Genomic DNA, 25,262 nt, shown 5'->3' with positions numbered 1-25,262 from the left:
TGTACATGTTTCCCTTTATTTGTCACACACATATGTTATTTTGACCAAGACTATATTGTAAATGAGGTGACAACATGCCCATTACGAATCGATTTTCTACCACCACTAACGGCGCACTCGCTATTACTGGAAATACTTTAGGCTTAAGTAAAATTAGTAATCAAAACCGTGCTGGTACAATCGGGGCAATTGGTGCATTCGCAACTACGAATACTGCTTTACAAGTACCTACTTTTCCTGCTGGTACAACGTTAAACTATACACAAAATAGTTCTACCGCTATTTTAAATATCCCTGCTGGTAGTACTATTCTTTACGCAGAACTCGTTTGGGGTGGAAACTATTTATCTCGTGATCAAAACATTACGAGTGTATTAGGAAACCCAGTTTCTTTTACAACACCTGTTTCAACATACTCGATTACTCCTTCAGCTGTTACGGCTTCAAACCAAACATTCGTTTCAAACTCTATTACATTTGGCTTTTACACTCGTTCAGCAGACGTAACAACCCTTATTCAAGCTGGAGGTTCTGGTTCCTATACTACAGGCGCGGTTCCTGGACTTGTAGATCCTATAGATGCTTCTAATGGAACAATTAATTCGGCTGGATGGACGCTTATCGTCGCTTATCAAAACGGGACATTGCCAGCAAGAAACTTAACCATTTATGTAGCGGGTAACCGTGTTTCTGCTGATACCGGTAGTGCAGATGTAGCTGTTTCTGGATTTTTAACACCTTCAGGAGGACCTGTAAGCGGGAGGTTATTTTTAAGTTCTATTGAAGGAGATGCAGATTTAATAGGGGATCAAGCTTTATTTGGACCAAATTTCAGTTCATTAAATGCTTTATCTGGGCCAAATAATGCTGTAAATAATTTCTTCGGTTCTCAAGTTAATAATGCTGCAGGAAACTTAGATACAACTGGGACATTTGGAACGCGAAATCAAAGTGCTTCTACAGGTACAAACATCTCCGCTGGAAGACAGGGCTGGGATATTACTTCTATTGATATTTCTCCTTATTTAACAAACTCACAAGTATCCGCCGCAATCCGTTTAACTACTAACGGAGATGCATATATGTTAAATACAGTCGGCTTACAAATTAATATAAACTCCCCAAATATACAAGCAACGAAAAGCGTAAATAAAAGTGTTGCTGCAATTGGAGATATTCTCACTTATACAGTTACTATCCCTAACACCGGGCTTCTTCCTGCCAATAACGCTATTTTTATAGATAGCCTCCCTAACGGTACTTCTTTTATACCCGGCACTGTAACAGTAGATAACGTACCACAAACAAATGCAAATCCTGCAGCTGGTATATCTCTTGGAACAATTAATAATGGTACTTCTCGCACAGTAACTTTCCAAGCTACTGTTGTTTCTCTTCCAAGTCAAAATCCTATCTCTAACACTGCTAATATTACATTTCAATATACACCTATCGCTGGAGGAACAACCTTTAACGGTCTTGCAACAAGCAACTCTGCTGGAACACAAATTAACCTGGCAGATATTAATGGAACAAAATCAGTTAACAAACTTTTCACAGATATTGGTGAAACATTAACTTACAGTATTGCCCTAGCTAATATAGGAAATATTGCTGCAACAAATGTTATATATACGGATCCGATTCCTAGCGGGACTACTTTCATTCCAGGAAGTGTAACTGTGAACGGAGTTACTCAAGCTGGCGCAAATCCCGCTAATGGTATATCAATTGGATCAATTGCTGCAAATTCTACTACTACTATTTCATTTCAAGTATTTGTTCCTTCTATCCCCCAAACAAATCCAATATTAAATAGTGGTACAACAACATATCAATACATTCCTGTACCAAATCAACCTGCAGTAAGTGGGACTGATACGACCAATATCGTATCTACTCAAGTGAATAACGCTACTGTAACAATGGCAAAAGCAGTAGATAAAAATTTTGCAGATATTGGTGATACACTAACGTACACCGTTTCCTTTACAGGTACAGGTAATACAAATGCGAACAATGTTATTTTTACGGATGTCATTCCTACTGGAACAACTTTCGTTCTAAACAGTTTAACAATAGATGGCACGACACAAGTGGGCGCAAATCCCGCTAGCGGTGTGAACATTGGATCCATCCCAAGCGGCACAATAAAAACTGTTGCATTTCAAGTAGTAGTAAACACAATACCCGCGTCAAATGTCGTATCTAACGGATCAAGCGCTTCTTATCAATATACCGTCAACCCTAGCCAATCTCCCGTTACAAAAAACATTTCTTCTAATCTCGTTTCCACTCAAATTAACAATGCGAATTTAACATTAACAAAATCAACTAACAAACAATTTGCCACAATTGGCGAAACGATAAGTTATACAATCCTTATTACAAACAGTGGAAATGCAACCGCTAATAACGTTCAACTAACAGATCCACTTCCAAACGGAACGATATTGACTCTTGGTACTGTAACACTAAACGGAGTTTTGCAGAATGTAGATTCTCTTGTTGCTTTACCTATCGGCACAATTCCTGGTGGAGCTACTTTTACCTTATCCTTTCAAGTAACAGTCATTAACATTACTGCCCAAAACCCTATTATTAATAACGCTTTCGCCTCTTATATTTACACTGTAAATCCAAGTTTGCCACCGACTTCAAAAACAGCAAATTCTAATTCTGTTACATCAACAATTAGACTAGCAAATCTCCATGTTAATAAATCTGTAGATAAAACGTTTGCGGAAGTTGGCGATGTATTAACTTACACCTTTGCTCTTACTAACGATGGAAATGTTGCAGCGAACAATATATTACTATCTGATTCAATTGCGAATGGAACCGCCTTTGTCCCAAACAGCGTTATAGTTAACAGTGTTACTCAGCCAGGCGTTACACCAGCTAGCATCAATATTGGTAGCATCAATGCTAATACTACAATTACAGCTTCATTCCAAGTAGTAATAACTAGCATTCCAAATCCAAATCCTATTTCAAATAGCGCTTCCATCTCCTATAACTTTATCGTTGATCCAAACACTTTACCTGTAAGTAAGAACACTACTTCAACCACTACATTTACTCAAGTAAACGATGCAAATGTCATTTCAGCCAAAACAGTGGATCGAGAGTTCGCTACCGTAGGGGATATATTAACTTATACTGTTACTTTGACGAATGCAGGAAGTGTTTCTGCTGATAGCCCTACTTTCGTAGATACGAATCCAGACGGTACTACTTTTATTCCAAACACTTTTCTTATTAATGGTGTACTTCAAAATAACGCAGATCCAAATATAGGTGTTCCGCTACCTTCCATTGCTGCTAATGGCTCACTTACTGTCTCTTATCAAGTAACCGTCACCTCTTTACCAACACAAAATCCAACATTAAATTCATCTAGTACACAGTATAGCTTTATTCTAAATCCGGGCGATCCACCAACTATAGAAACATCTGTAAGTAACACTGTAAGTACACAAATTAATTTAGCAAATGTAGTGATTGTCAAAGAAGTAGATTTAACTATCGCCGATGTCGGGCAACCAATCACATATACAATTTCTTTAGCTAATCTTGGCAATACTACAGCAAATAATGTTATTGTTACCGATATAATCCCTAATGGCTCCACTATCGTACCAAATAGTATTTTTATAGGTGGTACTTTACAACAAGGTGCAGACCCTAGTACCGGTCTTCAAGTCGGCTCCATTCCTTCAGGTGGTTTTACAACGATTGTTTTTCAAATAAGTGCAAATGGGCTACCTTCACCAAACCCAATTCAAAACAGCGCTTCACTTCAATATAGCTTTATCGCTGATCCTAACTTACCTGCTCTCGTTAGAAACGCTGCTAGCAATATAGTAACTACACAAATTAATACTGCTAATATCGTTGCTACAAAACTCACAAGCACAAACTTCGCTGATGTTGGTGATGTCATACTATATGCAACTATTTTAACAAATAACGGGAATATCCCTGCTGCTAATGTAACGTTTACAGATATCATTCCAGCGGGTACCCTCTTCATTCCTAATACTGTAACGATTAATAATGTCCCTGTAGCTAACGCAAATCCTGCCACCGGCATTTCAATTGGTACGATAGGAGCGAATTCATCACGCACCGTTGCATTTCAAGTTTTTGTACCAACTATCCCTGCTGTAAACCCAATTACAAATCAATCAGGCACAACATTCCAATATACGTATGATCCATCCAAACCTGCTGTGATGCAGATGGTTGCTTCTAACACTGTACAGACAACTATTAATAACGCCTCAATTGCCGCTACTAAATCGGCAGATAAACAGTTTGCTAACGTAAATGATATTATTACGTACACGACTACTTTAACGAATAATGGGAACACACTTGCATCAAATGTAATATTTACAGATGTAATTCCAAACGGGACATCGTTTATTCCTAATAGTGTTACTGTAAATGGGAATACACTGCCTAATGTCAATCCAGCAAGCGGAATTGCAATCGACCCAATAAATCCGAATGCAAATACAATCATCTCATTCCAAGTACAAGTAAATTCTATCCCGAATCCAAATCCAATCCCAAACCAAAGTAATACAACGTACCAGTATGTCGTAGATCCTAACTTACCTCCAGCATCCGCCAATACGTTAAGTAACGTAATAACAACTCAAATTAATAACGCTACTATTGTCGCTACTAAGTCTGTGAATACACCGACAGCTGCAATTGGTGATATTGTTACTTATACGATTGCAGTAACAAATACAGGTAATATCCCTGCTAGTGCAACTGTTTTAACAGATGGGCTTGGCGCAGGAGCTTCATTTATCCAAAACTCCGTAACGATCAATAATGTTCCACAACCAGGATTAGATCCATCACTTGGTGTTCACTTGGCAGATATTTCGCCAGGAGATACTGTATTCATTACTTTTCAAGCACAAATTTTAGCGATACCACCTAGTAGCACATTAACAAATAATGCTCTTGTAAATTATGAATATACCGTGAATCCAAACCAATCTCCTGCTGTTGGTAGCACCGTAACAAATACAACAGTTACACCAATTATTGACGCTACTTTAGTAATAAATAAAAGCGCTAGTACAACTTTCGCTACAATTGGTGATACAATTACATTCACTTCAGCTGTTACAAACAACGGAAATACTACTGCGAACAACATTATTTTTACTGATACAATTCCAAACGGTACTACCTTTATCCCAAATAGCTTTAAGATAAATGGTGTAACCGTTCCGAATGCAAATCCACAAAACGGTATCAATATTGGTAACTTGAATTCAAATGCATCTGCTACACTCAGTTTTCAAGTAAACATTACAACACTTCCAAACCCTAATCCAATCCCGAATAAATCATCGCTTCAATATAGCTTTATTGTAGATATAAATGAACCGCCAGTTTCACGAACAGTTCAATCTAATAAAACCTTTACACAAGTAAATACTGCTTCTGTTATCGCAACAAAAACTGCAAGCAGTGCTTTTGCTGCTGTTGGAGATACAATTACGTATACAACTACCCTCATCAATAGCGGCAATACTACCGCAAACACACCTGTTTTTATCGATATATTACCACCTGAACTTTCATTCGTTCCTGATAGCGTACAAATTAATACCATCCCACAACTTGGATTTAGACCAGATAGCGGGATTTCTTTAGACTCAATTCCAGTTGGAGGAACGACAACAATTAGCTTTCAAGCTATCGTTGGCTCAATACCAATTACAAATCCAACTTTGAACCAGTCTAGCACGACATACTCGATCATTGTTGATCCTACCCAGCCGCCGGTGACAGAAACAGCTACAAGTAATCCAACTTTAGTTCAAATTAACGAAGCGATTATTCAAGCAACGAAAAGTGTGGATCGGCTATTTTCTGACATAGCACCTGGAAATTCATTTTTAACGTATACAGTTTTATTAGAAAATGTAGGAAACACAACTGCTACGAATATCATTTTTACAGATCCGATTCCAAATAACGCAGTATTTATAGAAGATAGCGTTCGAGTAGGCGGAGTTTTATTACCTGGAGTAAATCCAGCGAACGGGATACCAATTGGGGATATTATTGCAGGAGATTTTATAAATGTTACCTTCCGTGTGCAAGTAGTTAGCATTCCAAATCCAATTTTCACAATTGGACCAGGCGGACCAAACTCACCGGTTGTAAACGGCGCTTCTATTGATTATAAATTTATGACAGGACCTAATTTACCACTTGTTTCACGAAATACGACATCTAATTCTGTTTCGACACAAATAAATTCTGGGGAAATTGTGGCAATCAAATCTGTAGATAAAACTTTCGCAACGATTGGTGATACAATTTCTTATACAATTACATTAAGTAACCCTGGAAATGTCACTTCACAAAATATAATTTTCACGGATACTTTACCTGATGGGACGACATTCATATCTGGCACTCTTACAAACGATTCTGGTACACAGCAAATCGGAAATCCATCTAACGGGATTCAGATTGGAAATATAAACCCAAATGGAACGGCCGTGATTACTCTCAACGTACTTGTTACAAACATTCCAAGTATAAACCCGATTTCTAATTTTAGTTCTGTACAATTTGCACATGTAGTTGATCCTAGCCAACCTGCCGTAACACAAACGAACGTATCTAATGCTGTTTCGACAACAATTAATAGTGCAATATTAACGACCCAAAAAAGCGTTGATAAATCTATCATTTCTGTTGGAGATACGATTACGTATACAACAACTATTACAAATACAGGAAATACGACTGCAACGAATATAACGTTCACGAGCGCAATTCCCGCTAACACTACCTTTATACCAAACTCAGTCAAAATAAATGGGGTTCAGCAATCTGGTGCGCAACCAGCACTTGGAGTAACTATACCAAATATCGCGCCTGGTGAAACAGTAACTGTTACCTTCCAAGTAAATGTTATTTCTGTTCCTCCTTCAAGTTCAATTATGGGTAACGATACAATTTTATATTCTTATACTGTTGATCCAAACGGAACTCCTGCTACTACTTCTACTTCAACGAATATTGTCACAAACCCAGTATTAGATGCTATGATAACGATGGCAAAATCGGTCGATCAAACAATTGTTACACTAGGTGATACCATTACCTATACAACCATTTTAACGAATAATGGCAATACAAATGCAACGAATATTACTTTCACTGATCTTATTCCAGACGGCACAACGTTCATTCCGAATAGTGTCACAATCAATGGCAGTACACACATCGGACTCGATCCTAATACAGGTATAACAATCGGATCAATTGCTCCTAACAAATCAATATCTATCGCATTTCAAGTTACTGCTACTTCTACACCAAACCAAAATCCTGTAGCCAATTCCGCTACTGCTTCTTACACATTTATCGCTGATCCAAATGCACCGATTGTTTCAAGAAACGTTACTTCAAACACAGTGTTTACTACGATTAATACAGCTAACATTCTTTCATTAAAACAAGTCGATAAATCCTTTAGTCGTATTGGAGACACACTCACTTATACTGTCATTTTAACAAACAATGGAAACTCATCTGCACAAAATGTTATATTTACAGATACAGTGCCAAGCGTCACTACATTTATTGCAAACACATTTTCTATTAACGGAGTTCCTCAAAGTGGGGCGGATCCATCGAACGGTGTGAATATTGGGACAATAACAGCCGGGACTACAGTAACAGTTTCGTTCCAAGTTACTGTAACATCATTACCAAACCAAAACCCAATTGTAAATTTCTCATCAACATCGTATCAATTAGTCTCACCACCTGATGCAGAAACTTCAATTAGTAATCCTGTTTCAACCCAAATTAACGAAGCAATATTGTCTATGACGAAAAATGAAAGTGTATCCTTTGCAGATATCGGGCAAACTGCTTTTTATACTACTTCTATTACCAATGTAGGCAATACCGATGCAACTAATATTGTATTCACAGATACATTACCAAGTGGACTCACATTTGTTCCTAACACATTAACTGTCGATGGCGTTTTACAACCTAACGCGGATCCAAATACAGGTGTATTACTTGCAACACTTCCACCAAACGAAATATATAGTATCGTCTTTCAAGTTACAGTGAACAGCATTCCCCCTAGTAACCCAGCACCAAATACAGCATCAACGACGTATGAATTTACTGTTGATCCTGTTAATCCTCCCGTTTCAAGTGCAGCTACTTCCAACACTACACTCCTTCAAATAAACAACGCAACTATTATTAGCACCAAAACAGCCAATCTTACTTTTGCGGATGTTGGTAATACAATAACATTTACACTTAACCTTCCTAATACCGGGAATGTGACCGCAACTGATGTAACTATTATCGATATTCTTGATAGCAATTTAAGTTTCGTTCCAAATAGTTTCACAGCTAATGGGCAAACCATTCCAAACGCCGATTTATCAACTGGTGTAAATATTGGTTCCATTAATGGTGGTAATACGGCAATCGTTACATTCCAAGCAACTGTTATTACACTTCCAACACTTAATCCCATTTCTAACTCTGCTTCTACCACATATCATTATGTCGTTGATCCTAGCCAGCCACCTATTACAACTTCTAATCAATCTAATACAACGACAACACAAATTAATAGCGCTATCCTTACTGCACAAAAAAATTCAAATGTATCTACGGTAGATATCGGGCAGGATATTACCTACAACGTTACAATTACAAATAGCGGAAATGTGAGTGCAACAAATGTTATTTTTACCGACCTTATTCCAGACGGAACTTCCTTTGAACCGAATAGCTTTACACTGAACGGAACTAGCATCCCAAATACAGATATCATTACAGGCGTTCCAATCGGTGATATCGCGCCAAACGAATCTGTCATCGTAGCATTTCACATTATCGCCAATGAAATTCCGCCTATAAATCCAATTACTAATCAAGCTAGCGTTAGCTTTCAACATATCGTTAATCCAGCTAATCCCCCAGTTTCAAAAAATATTATTTCTAACAACGTTACAACAAAAATTGAAAGTGCTATTTTAAATACTATTAAAATAGGAGATAAAACTTTTGCGACGATTGGTGATACGATTACGTATACAACGACTATTACGAACACAGGCAATATTCCTGCTAACAACGCTATATTCTCAGACCCTTTACCATCGTGGACACAATTTGTTGCAGGATCAGTTATTGTTGATGGCACTCCATTACCATCCGCTTCGATTATTAACGGTGTTGGCATAAATATAATCAATCCAAATCAAACTGTTACAATCATATTTCAAGTACAAATCGTAAGTAATCCAACAACGTTCACACCTGAACTCCAAAACTTAGGATTTGTTAACTTCCAATATAACGTAGGCAATGCATTACTGGCTCAGCCTGGCAATGTGGAAACGAATGTCTTCGTTACTTCTATTAATACAGCAATACTTTCAGCTGTAAAAACTGCTAATACAGCCTTTGCAAATATTGGAGATACGATCACTTATACAATTTTGATTCAAAATAGCGGCAATACAAATGCAACGAATGTAAATTTCTCAGACATGGTTCCAGCAGGTACGACCTTTGTTGAAAATAGTTTTGCTGTAAATGGAAGTACCATTCCAGGCGCAAATCCAAATAATGGAGTTAATGTCGGAACAGTTAGCGCAGGTAGTTCCTTAACCGTTACTTTCCAAGTCATAGTTACATCAACTCCACCTTCAAATCCGATTACAAACGTAGCATCTATTCAATACGCATTCATCGTTGATCCGGCCTCTCCTCCTGTTACAGGCACGATAAATTCTAATAGCGCTTCAACACAAATTAATAACGCAACTGTTACAACTGTTTTACAAGCAAATCGAACAATCGTATCTATTGGAGATGTAATTACGTATACAGCAACATTAACGAATACTGGAAACTTCCCTGCAAACTCTGTATTACTCATTAACGGAGTTCCTGAAGGAGCATTATTTGTTCCAAATAGTGTTACGCTCAACGGGATTTCACTTCCAGATGCAAGTCCAACTCTCGGTATTCCCGTTGGTATTATCGCACCAGGTGATTCCGCTACTATTACGTTCCAATTTCTTGCAAGTTCTATTCCACCACAAGGAGCAATTATAAATCAAGCACTTACAAGTTACACGTATATTGTCGATCCAAGTCAACCTCCTGTTACAGCAACATCCTCGTCTAATACGGTTAATACAGCTGTTGTTGATGCATCGTTATCCGTAATTAAAAGTACAGATTCTCTCGTTCAATCTACTGACGGTACAATCACTTACACAGTAGTCGTTCAAAATAACGGAAATACTACTGCAAATACAGTTACTTTAACAGATTTGGTCCCCGAAGGAACTGCCTTTATTCCGAATAGCGTAACTATTAATAGTGTTTCCGTTCCAGGTGCCAATCCTAACGTAGGAATACCATTAAACTCCATCGCACCGTCAGAAATCGTCACTGTAACATTCCAAGTTATCGTTCAATCTATTCCAAGCGTGAACCCAATTTCTAATACAGCCCGTATTGACTATACTTTTATCGCCGATCCAACTGCTCCTATCATCTCTCGAACAATTACGTCTAATCCTGCTTTCACACAAATTTCGGATGCGACTATCCTTTCTTTAAAAGCAGTCAATGCACAGCAAGCAACAACAGGTGATATTTTGACTTACACAATAACACTAGAAAATACCGGAAATATTCCAGCTACGAATCTCATATTTTCAGATACTATCTCCCAAAATACTACATTCGTAGAAAATAGTTTTACACTTAACGGAACAACTATACTTGGTGCTAATCCAAATGTAGGTGTTACTTTACCTACCCTAGCAGCAAACGCTACTCATCTTATTTCGTTCCAAATTCTTATTAACGATTCATTCTCGCAAGAATCGATTACAAATCAATCCAATACAACATATACAATCCAACCAGACCCAGGGCAACCGCCTATTACTGAAACATCTACTAGTAATATCGTCATTACAAATTTCGTGCAAGCACAATTGACAATTACAAAAACATCCAATCCAACAACTGTAGATATCGGTGGAACTATACTTTATATTTCTGAAGTGAAAAATATCGGTAATGTTGACGCAATAAATATTAATTTCACAGATTTTATTCCAGCTGGGACTACATTCGTTCCCGATAGTGTCACAATTAATGGTGTCCTTCAGCCAGGTGTAAATCCTGAAAACGGAATACCGATTGGAACAATTCCAGCAAACAGTTCCAAAACGATACTATTTCAAGTGCAAACAAATAATCCACCTACTGAAACCGAAATTGCAAATCAATCTTCAGCAACTTACCAATATGTAAGTATTCCTACAGCCCCACCAGTAAATCGCTCTGCAAATTCTAACATTGTTACAACATCACTTCAAAACGCAAATATTATTTCTGTTAAAAGCGCGGATGTAAATTTCATATCAATCGGGCAAATGATTACCTACACAAATACACTACAAAATATAGGAACCGTTCCGGCTAACAATACCGTGTTCATTGATAACATTCCAGAAGGTACTATATTCATTGAGGATAGCTTAGCAATAAATAATGTAACTCAGCCTGGCGCTAATCCTGAAAACGGAGTAACTCTCGGCACGATACAACCAAATGAAACAGTCACTATTTCATTCCAAGTACAACTTACAAATATACCAGAGGGCAATACAGTCATTAATATTTCAGACACTTCGTACGAATACCAAATTGACCCTAGTTCTCCAATTATTCAGCGTAGATCGTTATCAAATGCAGTAAATACTGAAGTGCGAACGGCAAATGTTAGTGCAATTAAATCCGCTAACAGATCCATTACACGTATCGGTCAAATCATCACATATACAGTCGCAGTTACAAACGCCGGTACAATACCTATTACAAATACTCTCCTACTTGACGCAATTGCTTCTGGCACCACATTCGTTCCAAATAGCATTCTTGTAGATGGCGTACCAAGACTTAACGAAAATCCAATTACCGGTATTAATCTTGATATAATTCTTCCAAATAATACGATTATTGTTACGTTCCAAGTAAGCGTAGTCTCTATACCGCCACAAAATAACATTAATAATATCGCCGTCATTCACTATGAGTATCGACCAGACCCAAGCGGACCACCAATTTCAGAAACAACCTCTTCCAATAGTACAAATATACAATTTATTGATGCTATTCTTATTGCTACAAAATCCGCTAATACTGTATTAGCTAACATTGATGAAACCATTGAATATACAGTATTCATTCAAAATAATGGATCGACTACAACTAACTCCATCTTTTTTACAGATACTATAGCGGATGGAACAGTATTTATTCCAGGAAGTGTAATAGTTAACAATACTGTACTTCCTGCAGCAGATCCAAATATCGGCTTTTCCATTCCTAATGTCGCAGCAGGTCAAATGGCTACAATAACATTCCAAGTTTCCGTTACGAATTTACCTGCTGTAAATCCAACACCTAATACTGCAAACGTCGTCTACGACTTTATTTTCAATCCTGACTTTGCACCAATTCAAAAATCTACTACTTCCAATACTACTTTTGTTCAAATTAATGATGCTGACATCGTTTCACTTAAAACTGTTGATTTAACCTCTGTAACGATTGGTGACATTTTAACTTATACAACAACTTTAACGAATACAGGGAATACGGATGCCACTGCTGTTGTATTTACAGACAATATACCTGATGGAACAACCTTTATTGACGGTAGCGTTTTAGTAAATAACATTCCTCAGCTTAACGCCAATCCAAGTGTAGGTATACTTGTAGGAACGATTGCTCCTAACACTTCTATCCCAGTCACATTTTCTGTTACCGTCGTAGCTCTTCCTGCTAGCGGTCATGTTCAAAATCAATCAACTTCTCGTTATACAATAAACACGGAAGAACAAATATCGACTAGCAATATTACCTTCACTGAAGTTATTTCCGCTAATGTAATTGCGACAAAAACAACACCTATCCAATATGCTGACTTACAAACTATCATCCCTTATACAATTTCCATCATAAATAACGGAAATATACAAGTCGAAAACATTATTGTTACAGATATTATCCCAGCAAATACGAGCTTTATAGAGAATAGTGTTATCGTGAACGGCAACGCTCGGCCAAATGACAACCCTCTTAACGGTATACAAATTGATACTATTCCACCTAATACGACAGCAACCATTCTATTCCAAGTACGGGTTACTTCGATTCCACAAACAAATCCAATCTCTAACACGAGTACAATTGAATATGAATACACGGTACCAGATCGACCACCTATTACCGAAACTATTATTTCATCAGCTGCCGCAACAGAAATTAATCACGCAAATTTGAATAGTAATAAAGCTGTTGACCTTGCATTTGCAACGGTTGGTGATACGTTAACGTATACGATTACACTAAATCAAACCGGTAATGTTGCAGTAAATGATGTAATCATTCAAGATATTATTCCTCAAGGTACTACGTTTATAGAAAATAGCGTCATTGTAAACGGAGAAACTCTTCCAGGAGTGAATCCAGTAAGCGGCATACCAATTGGTACTATAACTATTGGTGGAGATGCTATCGTTTCATTCCAAGTAACTGTGACTTCTATTCCAACACCAAATGAACTAAACAACAACGCAATTACTACTTTTAACTATATAGTCAACCCAAATAACGTACCTGTTACAAATACGACTACAACAAATACTGTCAAAACTACTGTCCAAAATGATAATGTCATTGCCATAAAATCTGTTGATGTAACGAATGCCTTACCTGGTCAAACTTTAACGTATACAATTACGATTACGAATAGCGGTAATGTAACGATTGAAGACCTTCTTGCCATAGACGCCGTACCAATAGATACGACTTTTGTTGCTGGTAGTGTTACGATTAACGGAATCAATCAGCCTAATGAGAATCCTGAAAATGGTATTACGTTAGGAAATCTTGCTCCTAATGAATTTGTTATTATTACGTTCCAAGTGACAATATCTTCTTCTACTCTTCAATCTACAATTAATAATGATGCTTCTGTTTCCTATACCGTTATCATTGATCCAACAAAACCACCTATTACAATTACAAAACAAACAAATACCGTTACAACGACAGTTATTGATCCGATGGTTCGCATTGAAAAAACAGCTGACAAATCTATTGTCGTTATAGGAGATATCATTACATTCACATTAGCGGTATTTAATCATTCCCCAATTCCGACAATTAGTACTTCTGTTATAGACACAATTCCAGCTGGTACAACATTTATAGAAAACAGTGTAACAATTAACGGTACTCCAGTTCCAAATATTCGTCCAGACACCGGTATTAATATCGGCTCTTTACCTGCAGATTCAGTAGCAACTATAACATTTCAAGTTCTCGTAACTTCTATTCCTTCAAACAGTACAATTGTAAATTCTGCAACAGTTACCGCTGCCTTTCAATTGACACCACAGGATCCAATTATTACTTTCATTGTTAATTCAAATATTGTTCGTATACCAGTTGAATTTGTAACTGCAACCGTCACGAAAGGTGCTTCCGTCAGCTCAGCTTATTTAAATCAATATTTTGATTACACGGTGCGTATTACAAATACTTCCGAAATTTCACTCTCAAATATTTCTTTACAAGATACCATTCCAGCAGGTTTACAATTTATAAATGGCACTGTCTTCATTAATGGCGAACGCTCTCCACTAGCGAATCCGAATTTCGGTTTCCTAGTCGCTACTAATTTGGAACCAAACGAAACAATTATCGTGTTATTCACAGTACAAGTAATAGGTCCACCTGTTACTAATGAGTTTAAAAATACGGCCAATATTTCGTTACAACTTCAAGTCTCGCCTACCGATCCACCAATTACAGTAACCGTTACAAGTACCGAAAACATTGTCACCTTTGTTCCAGAAAATCCAGATGAAACTCTTCCAAATTTAAATTGCTTCTTTGACGGTGAACGCTTCATACGGATTACCCCTCGAAATGTACGAAATTATCTTTGGACTTGGATTTGGTGGAAGTAATTGAAACAAAAAAGAGATTGTAGTTTGGTTGAAACCAAATTACAATCTCTTTTTCATTACCTATATCCCACTACGTTGTAACTCGTCCAAGGATATACAATTAAACACCATCTCAAGTTATTTTAGTCGTAATAAGTTGGCCAGCTTCATTAATAGTAACTTTCCATTTCACTCCACTAGCAGTCTTCATGATTATACCTTTACTTGCCTCTATTTCAATATCTCCAAACATTCTTCCGCCAGTTGTCGCTAACCAAGCATTCCCATTTTCCATAGAAGATCTTGCAAAAATACGATTAATTCGAAAACGTTTATGATCTTGAGAATAACCACTTAATGTAATTCTAACTTTATATAACTGACTCGCCTTCATATTCGAAATAATTGTATCGCCAACATTTAATGGAACATCCAACGCAATAACCCAACTTCCAGTTGCGCTTAATGCATATTCAATTTTAATTTTCTTTGGGCTCTCTCCCCAACCAAAATACATTCCAAAACAATTTAACATTTGTATTGGTTTTTTCGTAAAATCCAGTTCAATTACAACTGGATTACTATCTGGAACGTCAATATAGTTCACACTTTGTTCATCTATTAAATTAAAGCAATTTACGAGATTTCCACCGTACGGTACTTTCCCACTTACTTGCTTAACATTATATTTCTGCTGAGCATTTACTAATATATCATCTTGATTCCCTATTAAATGTGGTTTATTTAACGTAATCGGTAACTGAACTCGTAGGGATTCTTCATAGGTAGACTTACAAACATTGTATTGTCCTTTATCTACAATAGTTGTAGAAAGTAAATTTGAAAAAAGGTAGTTACGATGTGAATTAGAAGAAAATTCAATGACAATTTGTTCACTACTCATCCGGTACGTATCCCAAATCATACAATCAAATGTATTATACGCACCTGAGCAACGAATTGCTTTTTTCGTTTGTTGTCTACATTGCACTTGAATATCATGAAACGTATTTCCTGAACTTTCATTTGGCAAATCACTATTTCCATCTACTTCAATCCCATACACACATCCATCAATAAATATTGATTGAAATACATTGGCATTAATCCAGCAAGGTGTATTGATATCATCTATATACTCTGTTTTCAAATATATTGCAGTTTGAAAGTTTTTAATTTGAATAAATTTGACTTGAAAGAAACTAATATAATCCCATGCCTTTTGACAATAAAAATGTATAGCTTTTCCTTTATACGATGGAGTTGTATTTATTATATTTATATTTGATATAACAGATTGATTAGGTACTTCGATTTGTTGTGAACCAGAAACATAAATGACAGCCGATTGAAACAACGGATTTATAACTTGAATAGTACCACCAACTATCGAAGCGTTACTTTGTAGCTCAAATGCATTAAAATCCCCATCAATTTGCAGCGTTACGGTAGGATCTAACTCTAATCTTACGTTTGATTTAATAACAATCGGCTTTACAATTTTGTACGTATTTACCCCTGTAATTCTAACCGTCGAAATTCGATTCGCTACACAATAATCAATAGCTTGCTGAATTGCTAATGAGCTATCATTTCCCGAGTTTGGAACTGCGCCAAAACAATCAATGTGAACGCTACTTTCTGGCGCACAATCTTCTTGGGAAGAAATATATTCTGACAAAATAAATTCACTCCTCATATTACCTTTTTTCATATAATATGTGAGTTCTCTCTTAAAAGTTTCTATAATTAAAAAAACAAACGACCTACCCGGTCATTTGTTTAACTCATATATATTTTTCGTTTCTTCTATCATTTTAGCTAACGAGAAATACCTCACTGCTTTCTCTCGTGCTTTTAATCTAATATCATTTACCCTTTGTTCATCCCCTTGTAGTTCTTCAAGTGCACTTGCGAATTCAGATTCGCAATATTCAGATATTAAAACACCTGATTCTCCATCTATTACCGCTTCATGTATTCCGCCAACATCTATTGAAACAATTGGTGTCCCTGTAGCCATCGCTTCAATTACTACCATTGGAAACACTTCACGAAAAGATAATAAAAGTAAGGCATCCATATTCCCTATAAACTCATACGGCTCTGAAATATTTCCTAACATCTTTACACTCTGTTGTAATCCATATTTTTCTATTTCTTTCATAATCGATTCTTTCTCTGGTCCATCACCAGCAATATAAAACAAAAAGTCATCTCTTTTTTTCAACACATTTGCAATCTTTATAAATAGTTGATGATTTTTCTCTTTAGATAATCTAGCTAATATCCCTATTTTATATGTAGATTCTTTCTTTTTCTGCTGGAATAAAAACTTTTCGATATCGACACCATTATAAATTGTATTTATTTTTTCTTCTGCTACATGAATTGAAATTAAATTATTCTTTTCAAACTCACTTACTGTAATAATATTGTTCACATATTTATTCATGAAATAACGAAAAAGAGTTGGCATTTTCTTTTCTAATATCGTTACATTATGTTTCGTATAAACAATCTTTATCTTTTTTTTAATAAACTTTTGAAGTAGAAAAGCATATAATACCATTCGCAAACTATTTGCATGAATAAGTTCTATCTTTCGTTTACAAATTTCGTTTCGTAAATAATAAATATTTCTCAAATGATTCCATCGACTAATTAATATAAAATTTTCTTTTCTAGTAAGAGATTCATATAGTTCTCCATCACCTGCAGCTGTATAAATCTTAAAATCATCATAACGCAAATTACTTTCCAATTTACAGAAATAGCTCTCGGCTCCGCCAGTTATCAATTTATCTGTCATCAACAGTATATTCATAATTGCGTCTTCCCAACTACATTAATTTTATTTTTTTTATAAGCATGATAAGCATACTTACTAAAATAGTAAAAAATTTGCACCGAATTCAGTCGTTCTTGTTCCCTTAACAATTTCCAATACCGGAAAGCTGCTCTAATTTTATTTCTAGAAACAGAATTTGTAACAATTCTATATTTTGCTAACACTTGCTGTATCCCTTTTGCTTCATACCCTTCATGTAATAAGTTCAGCCATAACGCTGTATCTTCCGGCTGTATACTAGGCATTTCTACATACGGAATTTTTTCACGATCAATCATCACTGTTAAACACCCGATAATTGTATTTCCTACTAAATAATGATAGTCAACAGATTTTGGTACACTCACTTCGCGATTTAGTTCATTACCATTTTCATCAATTAAACTATACGACGCATATGAAAAAGCAATATTCATTTCTTCCATAAATAACAATTGTGTCTTTAATTTATGCGGCAACCATATATCATCACTATCTAAAAAGGCAATGTACCTTCCTCTTGCCTCTTGGATCGCTAAATTCCGAGCTTTAGCAGCACCAACATTTTCTTTTAATGATAATAACCTAATCCGTGAGTCTCCTTCTATTATCTCTTTAATTTTTTCCGCAGATTGGTCGGTTGAACCGTCATCAACGATAATCATTTCCCAGTTTTCATACGATTGATTCTGTACAGATAAAATTGTCTCACCTATAAATCGTATACTATTATAAGAAGGTGTTATTACAGAAACATAAGGCGGCTTATTATGTGCTGATAGACATTTTACCATCTATCTTTCCCCTTCCTTCATATATTGAAATATACTTCACAACAACTGCTAAAAATAAAAAGAACGCTTCGTTAATAATGAGTGACAATGACATCATCTGAAATAAAAATGCAATCATAGTCAATAGAAGATATGGTTTTTCACGAAACAAAGTATGCTGCGCTAACTTAAACATTAATATGAATAAAAACGCACTATATAGAAGAAAACCAATTGTACCCGACTCAGACAAAATTTCTAAAAATGTATTGTGTACATATAATTTTTCATTAAATTGATACTCATAATAATTCGAGAAGTTAAACGCACCGATTCCGATATATGGATTGGATAAATAATATTTAAAAGCAGCTTCCCATAATGTAAATCTACCACTTCCATTATCATGGGAAAAATCAGAAATTCGTTTATTTAATATGTCATCTAATTGGCCCCCCATTACACTATTCGATAAACTAAAAATAACTACACTAAACAATACTAAACTCATAATTATTTTTATTTTTTTAGCGAAACTAGACATACATATATATACAAAAATGACAAGCACAAGCGCTAATATTCCCCCTCTTGAAAAGGTTAATAGACTCGTCGTAACACATAAAATTAACCCTAAGATGTTAGTGATATTTTGCAAATTCGTCATATAGTACATAAAAAATATTGTATTATAGAAAATAAAAATGTTAGGATCATCTAGCAATCCAATTAACCGTGGATATCCTCTATCAACTAATAATCCAGCAAAAATTTCTCTCTCTTCTCCACCGTATAAACTAAAGTATTGTAAACCGATTATATAGAGTAGTAGACTTACAACATTAAATACTATTCCTACATAAGCAATAGATGATTCAAGTACCACTATTTCAGTATTCCCCAATAAATTTCTCATTATAAAATAGCATCCTAAAACGAGTAGCACGCCAAAAATCATACGAATACTAGCATTTAAATACATAGAAAGAATTCCGCTTAAACAATAAATGAAATAAAACAGTAAAAATATAACTTCATGAAAATATAACTTTTGAATATGAAAGTCTTTAATTGTTAAACAAAAATATATGACTAAAAAAATCATATATATTTTCAATGAAAATCCAATATATAAATTGTATTTACTTAACATGACAAATAATATTAGAAGAATAATCCATCCCATTGATACTTTCATATTATTTTCCATAGGCTATATCCCCTGTTTCGTAATATAATCCTTTTTGCGTATTTTTCTTATAAAAGAAAGAAGAAGTTTTTTTAGCTCATAATCATATAGGAATATGGCAGCTACTACAATTAGTATATTAAGAACAAGCGCAATTAAATGATATGTATGCAATATATATTGCACTCCAATAAAGGTTACACCAAAATAAAGTGTATACGGTATTACAATTTGGAATATAATTTTTTTCTTCACTACACTTACCGCTATATATCCCACTAAAGCGACTATTTCAAATAAAACCATAGCGTATGCCGCTCCTATCACTCCACCAAGACTACTAAAGCTATAAAGCATAACCCCACCTATCACCAATGCTACACACTGCACAACAGTCCTCTTATTTTGACATCCACTCGTCGTTAAACCGTCAGCAATGGCAATATTTAAACTTTGTAGCACAATAAGAAATGATAATATTTGGAGTGGTTCTACTGCATTGCTCCATTCTTCATGAAAAAATATAGAAATAAAGTATGGTGCTAAATGATATAAACCGATCGTCATACATATTCCTACAATCGCCATTGATTTAATTTGAAGCAAATTTAATTTCGTATGCTCTTCTATATTATTCTGGTTATAATGCTTAAAGAGCACCGGAAAAAATGCACCTGCAATTACCCCTGGTACTTGATATAAAGCTGCCGGCATCCGGTACGCCACTGCAAAAATACCTACCATACTTAATGGCAATGTATAGTTAAGCAAGATAGGCGCTAATTGTGGCGTACTCATTATTAAAAAACCGCTAATAATAAAGGGAGTTAATTGCCAAAATAACGCTTTATGAATTACGACTTTCATATTCATTTTCGTCTTTCTTCTCATGATATATATACTGAATAAACCACCGATCATATACCCAAAAGCATATAAGCGAGCTGTTACATACACCGGTAACTCTCCGAAAATACAAAAACATGTAATTATAATGACAACTGATGCTGATACAACTTTTATGAGCGCTATATACTTCATAAGTTCCGTCAGTTGAAAATAGGCAATCCCTATGTTTTGCCAAGTTAATCCTATTAACATGAAAAACATTACGTTTATCATCATATAAATTAAATTTTTATCCGCATACATATAATGAATAGCAATATAACCGATGATAGAAATAAAAATAAGTAGAATCATCCTTATTTTTATATACGATGATAAAATCTGCTCTAAATCTGCTCCATCCTTTGCCCCTTCTCGAAGAAACGTATTACTAAGTCCTAAGTCTGTAAAGAATAACATAACAAACGTCACTGCTATGGCAACACTAAACATCCCATAATGTTGTGCGTTAAAAAAGTTTGCTAAAACAATTAAACTGACGGCCTGAAGAAGGTTAGCTAAAATCGTACTATAAAATAGATGGATAATATTGTTTAGAATAGATCTACCCATACAAGTTCTCCTTTGCAAGTAACCTACTTACATATGTTGTTTGTTTACATATATATTTATCTTGCACCATTACCGTTCAATACAATTAAAACGGTTTTACATAAAATACGGATGTCCATCCGAAATGTTTTCATTTCAATATACTCCATGTCCAGCCTCAACTTTTCCTTTGGATCAAGATTATACCCTCCATTTATTTGTGCCCATCCTGTTAATCCTGGTTTTACTATTAAACGTTCCTTAAACTCTGGAATATACGCATCAAACTCATTATAAAAAAACTCTCTCTCTGGTCTAGGGCCTACAAAAGACATATCTCCTCTTAAAATATTTAAAAGTTGCGGTAATTCATCAATTCTCGTTTTTCTTATAAACAATCCAACTTTTGTAATTCTTTGATCATGTTCTTTTGCCCATTGTGGTCCGTTCATTTCAGCATCCTTTACCATCGACCTTAATTTAAATACATTAAACTTCTTCCCGTTTATACCTAAACGTTCTTGAAAGTATATTGGAGCCCCTGATGTTTCTAAGGTAATCATAATACAAAAGAACAACATAATTGGTATTGTTAATAGTAACAATATGATTGAAAATATAATATCAAACAAGCGTTTTACACTTCGATTCAATATGCTAGGCTTTTCTTGAGCCGGAATCGTATACAACTTGGCTTGATTTGTTTCACGAATCATGGATCGTTACCCCCACATTCAAGAATATAAAATTATACCTATTAATTCACATTCTTTCCTATTTATATCCGCTATTACTTTTTGCACTGTACGTAGTGAATCTTTTCGCTTTTTAACTGCTAAAACCACCCCATCGCATTTCCCTGCAATTATGTGCGTAGCAGGAAGTTCAAATACTTCAGAAGAATAAACGAAAATGTAATCAAAATCTTCTTTCCACTTAGCAATCGCATTATCAAATTCATCCATAGCAACTAAGGGCGTCCCTGTGTGTACTGTTTTTTTTGCAGGAATACAATATAAGTATTTAGACAAATTACTAGAAAAAGATTCATAATTGCAGGGGGAAGAGCTTATTATATCGTTTACTGTTATCATGTGATCACTTTGTAATAATACATGTAATTTAGGGTCAGAAAAATTCACATCAATAAGTAACACCTTTTTCTTCATTTCCGCAAACACTAGACTCATATTTACTATAAGCGAGGCAACAACCCCTCTGTCCTTCGTTGAACTAACTGTGAACAGTTGTTTCCCAGATTTTTTCAGCTCGTGATACACCGTATAAAACTGCTCTTTCATCAGATCATCATGTAGATCGAATTGCAGCTGTTCCTTTGTCCTAAACATCGACATGTTCACCTCGATATATAGATGATTGTTTATCAACATCTGTAGATTTCTTTTTTCTATTCGGTTTCATATTTATGTGACCAATAACAGAGACTGTTGTTATTTTCTCTAAATCTTGTTCCGTGTATATACGTTCATCAAAATAATCTCGAAATACAGCTAAACCTATCCCAACAAAAAAACTAACAATTAAAGAAATAGGAATGATCAGTTGAAATTTAGGAAACAATTTTTCAGCCTGTTCCTGTAACTGAGGATCCGTCAACACTTTCACACCTTGTACATTTGTGTACTGTTGAAAACTTTGTTGTGATTGCTCTGCCAATGTCTTTACAATGTCTTTCACGATTTTCGGATTGGAATCTTTTACTGTAACAGTTACAATTTGTGAGTTGTCCGTATTCACAACCGAGATTTTTTGTGCTAATTCATGACTTGATTGCTCTAATTTCAAAGTTTTTTTGACTGTTGAAATAATTAATGGGCTTTTTAAAATATCAACATACGATGTTACTAGTTGCTTATTCTCTTGTGTTTTATTTGTTGAATTTTCCTTATTAAATTCATCTAAATTCCCAACAAGAATTTGCGTTGAATATTGATATGACGGCTTTAAAACATACATAGAGATAAGAACTAAAGAAGCGGTTAAACAACACATCGTTAAAATAATCGTTACGAATCTTCTTTTCAATAATTGTTGAAAATCTTTTATACTCATTTCTTGCTTCAATTATTTCACCGCCCTTTTCTGAATAACATCCTGCAATTCACTCTTTACAGATAACCCTTTCTCTCTTCTATCCACTTGTTTTGTTACATACTTTCCAACTCCGAATGCAAACTTTTCTACGTATACATACGAAAGCATTGCAAGTATAAACGAAAAAACAAGTGAAAAAATTAAAATAATAGGCAACGGTAATATTTCATGGAGCATGTATATAAGGGAAAACAACGATATAATATGGTATAAATAAAGACTGTAAGAAATCTTCCCCAAATATAACAAGTATTTATTGCGTAGCAAGGACGACAAAGTTGATATTGACAAGCTTAATATGACAAATAGACTTGCACTTATCGCCACTACGTAGTCTCGAAATATAAAATTATTGAGCACTTTCATTTCTCCAATAAGCCCTTCATACATAAAAAGTAAACTCGCAAATAAAAACCATGCAATTTTCGTGTTTTTAGTACAATTACTATAAAAAACTATTAAATTATTTTTATACTTCGCAACTAGTGCTCCTAGTAAAAACAGCACCGTGTAATGCAATGTTAATGCATAGCTTGTTAATGTTAAGCCCGAGCGAAACAAAAATAATATTACTACAGAACATATACTAAAACTAAACAATAATAGTAATGAACACCTCAACGTTTTTCGTAAGCAAATCATCAAAATTAACGGAAAAATTATTGATATTCGCATTTCATGGACAAGTGACCAAATCACACCGTTATATGCATCTGTATTATATTTCCCAACCAATAAAATATGTTGTGCGATTAAGCTTGAAGAGCTTTCAATCGTCCATGAGCGATTAAACCATTCACTTAAATAAGAAATACCATTTTCACTAATTGTAGCCTGGCATATAATAGCTATAATTATTGCCACAATATAAGGAATATATATTCTGCATATACGTTTTAAAAGGTATGATCCATAGCTACTATAGTTTTTTTGAATAGATTCATACAAAACAAATCCGCTCAAAACAAAAAAGATAATAACAGATTCATTACCACTACTAAAAATTAGACGAGCAGGCGTTTCTTTTAATAGATACACAACAAATGGTTTATTATCTTCATAACTGTAATTTTGAAATGCTGAAAAAATCATTAAATGATGACCAATCATTACTACTAATGAAGAAATCCCTCTTATAGAGTCCAATTCTTCGTATCTCTTCATCGTTTTACATCAACTCCTAATGAAATGATAATAATCATTTCAAAGCGACATCTTTATTCATATTCCTCTCCTTTCTTTTCATTCCAATTTTTCATATTAAAATGATTTTATAGTATAAATTTGAGTGTATTGTAACATTTTTTGTAATATTATGAATAGCGAATCTCAAAAATTGGTATATACCAATTTCAACCTCGAAAAATGAGTAATATTGATAGAAAAACGCTATAAAAATATCTTGCAAATTTACATAAATTAAAGAGATGAATAGCGTTTTTTCAATATAAAATAAAAAAGATAGCCTGCATAGGCTATCTTTTTTATTTTATTTAATTACTAGCACCACTATATGCTACATGTCGTTTCTCAATTCTCTCTTCAATTTCTTTCATATTTTCTTTATTATTTAATAGTGATTGTTTATTTTCAATTAATAATTGTTTAAAAGATTTTCTCACTTTTTTTCTCATTTTCATTGTCCTCCTTGGGGGATGATTTATATAAAAGATAAAGAATTATCTGTGTGTTCTTATAATAATTGATTGTTGTGAATTCTATTTGAACTTCATATGAAAATTCCATTTATTTTCTGACAACTTTGTGAACACAAAAAAGTGATTATATAAAACTATGTTAAAATTAATTCACTTCATTATAAAAGTTAC

General features: G+C 34.8%; 11 protein-coding genes. 1 reads left to right on the top strand and 10 read right to left on the bottom strand.

From position 1 onward, the window contains the following. Positions 1–74 precede the first annotated feature (74 nt). On the top strand, positions 75–15,107 hold the full coding sequence (locus NST90_RS08015) for a DUF11 domain-containing protein (RefSeq protein ID WP_283748216.1): 15,033 nt from the start codon (positions 75–77) through the stop codon (positions 15,105–15,107). A gap of 112 nt (positions 15,108–15,219) precedes the next feature. Here the strand turns inward: NST90_RS08015 and NST90_RS08010 are convergent, their stop codons facing one another. From NST90_RS08010 to NST90_RS07965, 10 genes are all read right to left on the bottom strand, one after another. Next, a complete protein-coding gene (locus tag NST90_RS08010; RefSeq protein ID WP_044307300.1) occupies positions 15,220–16,767 on the bottom strand; it encodes a hypothetical protein in 1,548 nt (515 codons plus the stop codon). Positions 16,768–16,860: 93 nt separating this feature from the next. Then, complete coding sequence (locus NST90_RS08005) at positions 16,861–17,913, bottom strand: glycosyltransferase family 4 protein (protein WP_098954982.1); 1,053 nt, start codon at positions 17,911–17,913, stop codon at positions 16,861–16,863. After that, on the bottom strand, positions 17,910–18,710 hold the full coding sequence (locus NST90_RS08000; protein WP_046945504.1) for a glycosyltransferase: 801 nt from the start codon (positions 18,708–18,710) through the stop codon (positions 17,910–17,912). The genes NST90_RS08005 and NST90_RS08000 overlap by 4 nt, the downstream gene beginning before the upstream one ends. After that, on the bottom strand, positions 18,685–19,899 hold the full coding sequence (locus tag NST90_RS07995; RefSeq protein ID WP_000429870.1) for an O-antigen ligase family protein: 1,215 nt from the start codon (positions 19,897–19,899) through the stop codon (positions 18,685–18,687). Before NST90_RS07995 ends, NST90_RS08000 begins: the two co-directional genes overlap by 26 nt. Before the next feature lie 3 nt (positions 19,900–19,902). After that, positions 19,903–21,339: an oligosaccharide flippase family protein gene (locus tag NST90_RS07990; RefSeq protein ID WP_141557653.1), complete on the bottom strand. Its 1,437-nt coding sequence runs from the start codon at positions 21,337–21,339 to the stop codon at positions 19,903–19,905. 56 nt (positions 21,340–21,395) lie between these two features. Then, the gene (locus tag NST90_RS07985) at positions 21,396–22,034 is read right to left on the bottom strand and encodes a sugar transferase (RefSeq protein WP_000617648.1); all 639 of its coding nucleotides are present in this window, start codon (positions 22,032–22,034) and stop codon (positions 21,396–21,398) included. 18 nt (positions 22,035–22,052) lie between these two features. Beyond that, complete coding sequence (locus tag NST90_RS07980) at positions 22,053–22,673, bottom strand: CpsD/CapB family tyrosine-protein kinase (protein WP_141557652.1); 621 nt, start codon at positions 22,671–22,673, stop codon at positions 22,053–22,055. Then, positions 22,660–23,403, bottom strand: a complete 744-nt coding sequence (locus NST90_RS07975) for a Wzz/FepE/Etk N-terminal domain-containing protein (protein ID WP_088867704.1) — start codon at positions 23,401–23,403, stop codon at positions 22,660–22,662. Before NST90_RS07975 ends, NST90_RS07980 begins: the two co-directional genes overlap by 14 nt. Further along, positions 23,404–24,597 (bottom strand): acyltransferase, encoded by a 1,194-nt coding sequence (locus NST90_RS07970; RefSeq protein WP_065223993.1) that lies wholly within the window; start codon positions 24,595–24,597, stop codon positions 23,404–23,406. A 329-nt stretch (positions 24,598–24,926) separates the two neighbouring features. After that, positions 24,927–25,067 (bottom strand): FbpB family small basic protein, encoded by a 141-nt coding sequence (locus tag NST90_RS07965; RefSeq protein ID WP_001228048.1) that lies wholly within the window; start codon positions 25,065–25,067, stop codon positions 24,927–24,929. Between the last annotated feature and the right edge of the window lie 195 nt (positions 25,068–25,262).

Origin of the sequence: Bacillus sp. FSL E2-8900 (assembly GCF_037966225.1) — a bacterium.
In the GTDB taxonomy this organism is placed as follows: domain Bacteria; phylum Bacillota; class Bacilli; order Bacillales; family Bacillaceae_G; genus Bacillus_A; species Bacillus_A cereus.
This window is presented reverse-complemented; position numbering and strand designations above follow the sequence as displayed.

Coding starts and splice junctions, on each gene's coding strand:
- NST90_RS07985 (WP_000617648.1), bottom strand. CDS start 22,034: ATGATTCGTGAAACAAATCAAGCCAAGTTGTATACGATTCCGGCTCAA.
- NST90_RS07980 (WP_141557652.1), bottom strand. CDS start 22,673: ATGTCGATGTTTAGGACAAAGGAACAGCTGCAATTCGATCTACATGAT.
- NST90_RS08000 (WP_046945504.1), bottom strand. CDS start 18,710: ATGGTAAAATGTCTATCAGCACATAATAAGCCGCCTTATGTTTCTGTA.
- NST90_RS07990 (WP_141557653.1), bottom strand. CDS start 21,339: ATGGGTAGATCTATTCTAAACAATATTATCCATCTATTTTATAGTACG.
- NST90_RS08005 (WP_098954982.1), bottom strand. CDS start 17,913: ATGAATATACTGTTGATGACAGATAAATTGATAACTGGCGGAGCCGAG.
- NST90_RS07965 (WP_001228048.1), bottom strand. CDS start 25,067: ATGAGAAAAAAAGTGAGAAAATCTTTTAAACAATTATTAATTGAAAAT.
- NST90_RS07995 (WP_000429870.1), bottom strand. CDS start 19,899: ATGGAAAATAATATGAAAGTATCAATGGGATGGATTATTCTTCTAATA.
- NST90_RS08015 (WP_283748216.1), top strand. CDS start 75: ATGCCCATTACGAATCGATTTTCTACCACCACTAACGGCGCACTCGCT.
- NST90_RS07970 (WP_065223993.1), bottom strand. CDS start 24,597: ATGAAGAGATACGAAGAATTGGACTCTATAAGAGGGATTTCTTCATTA.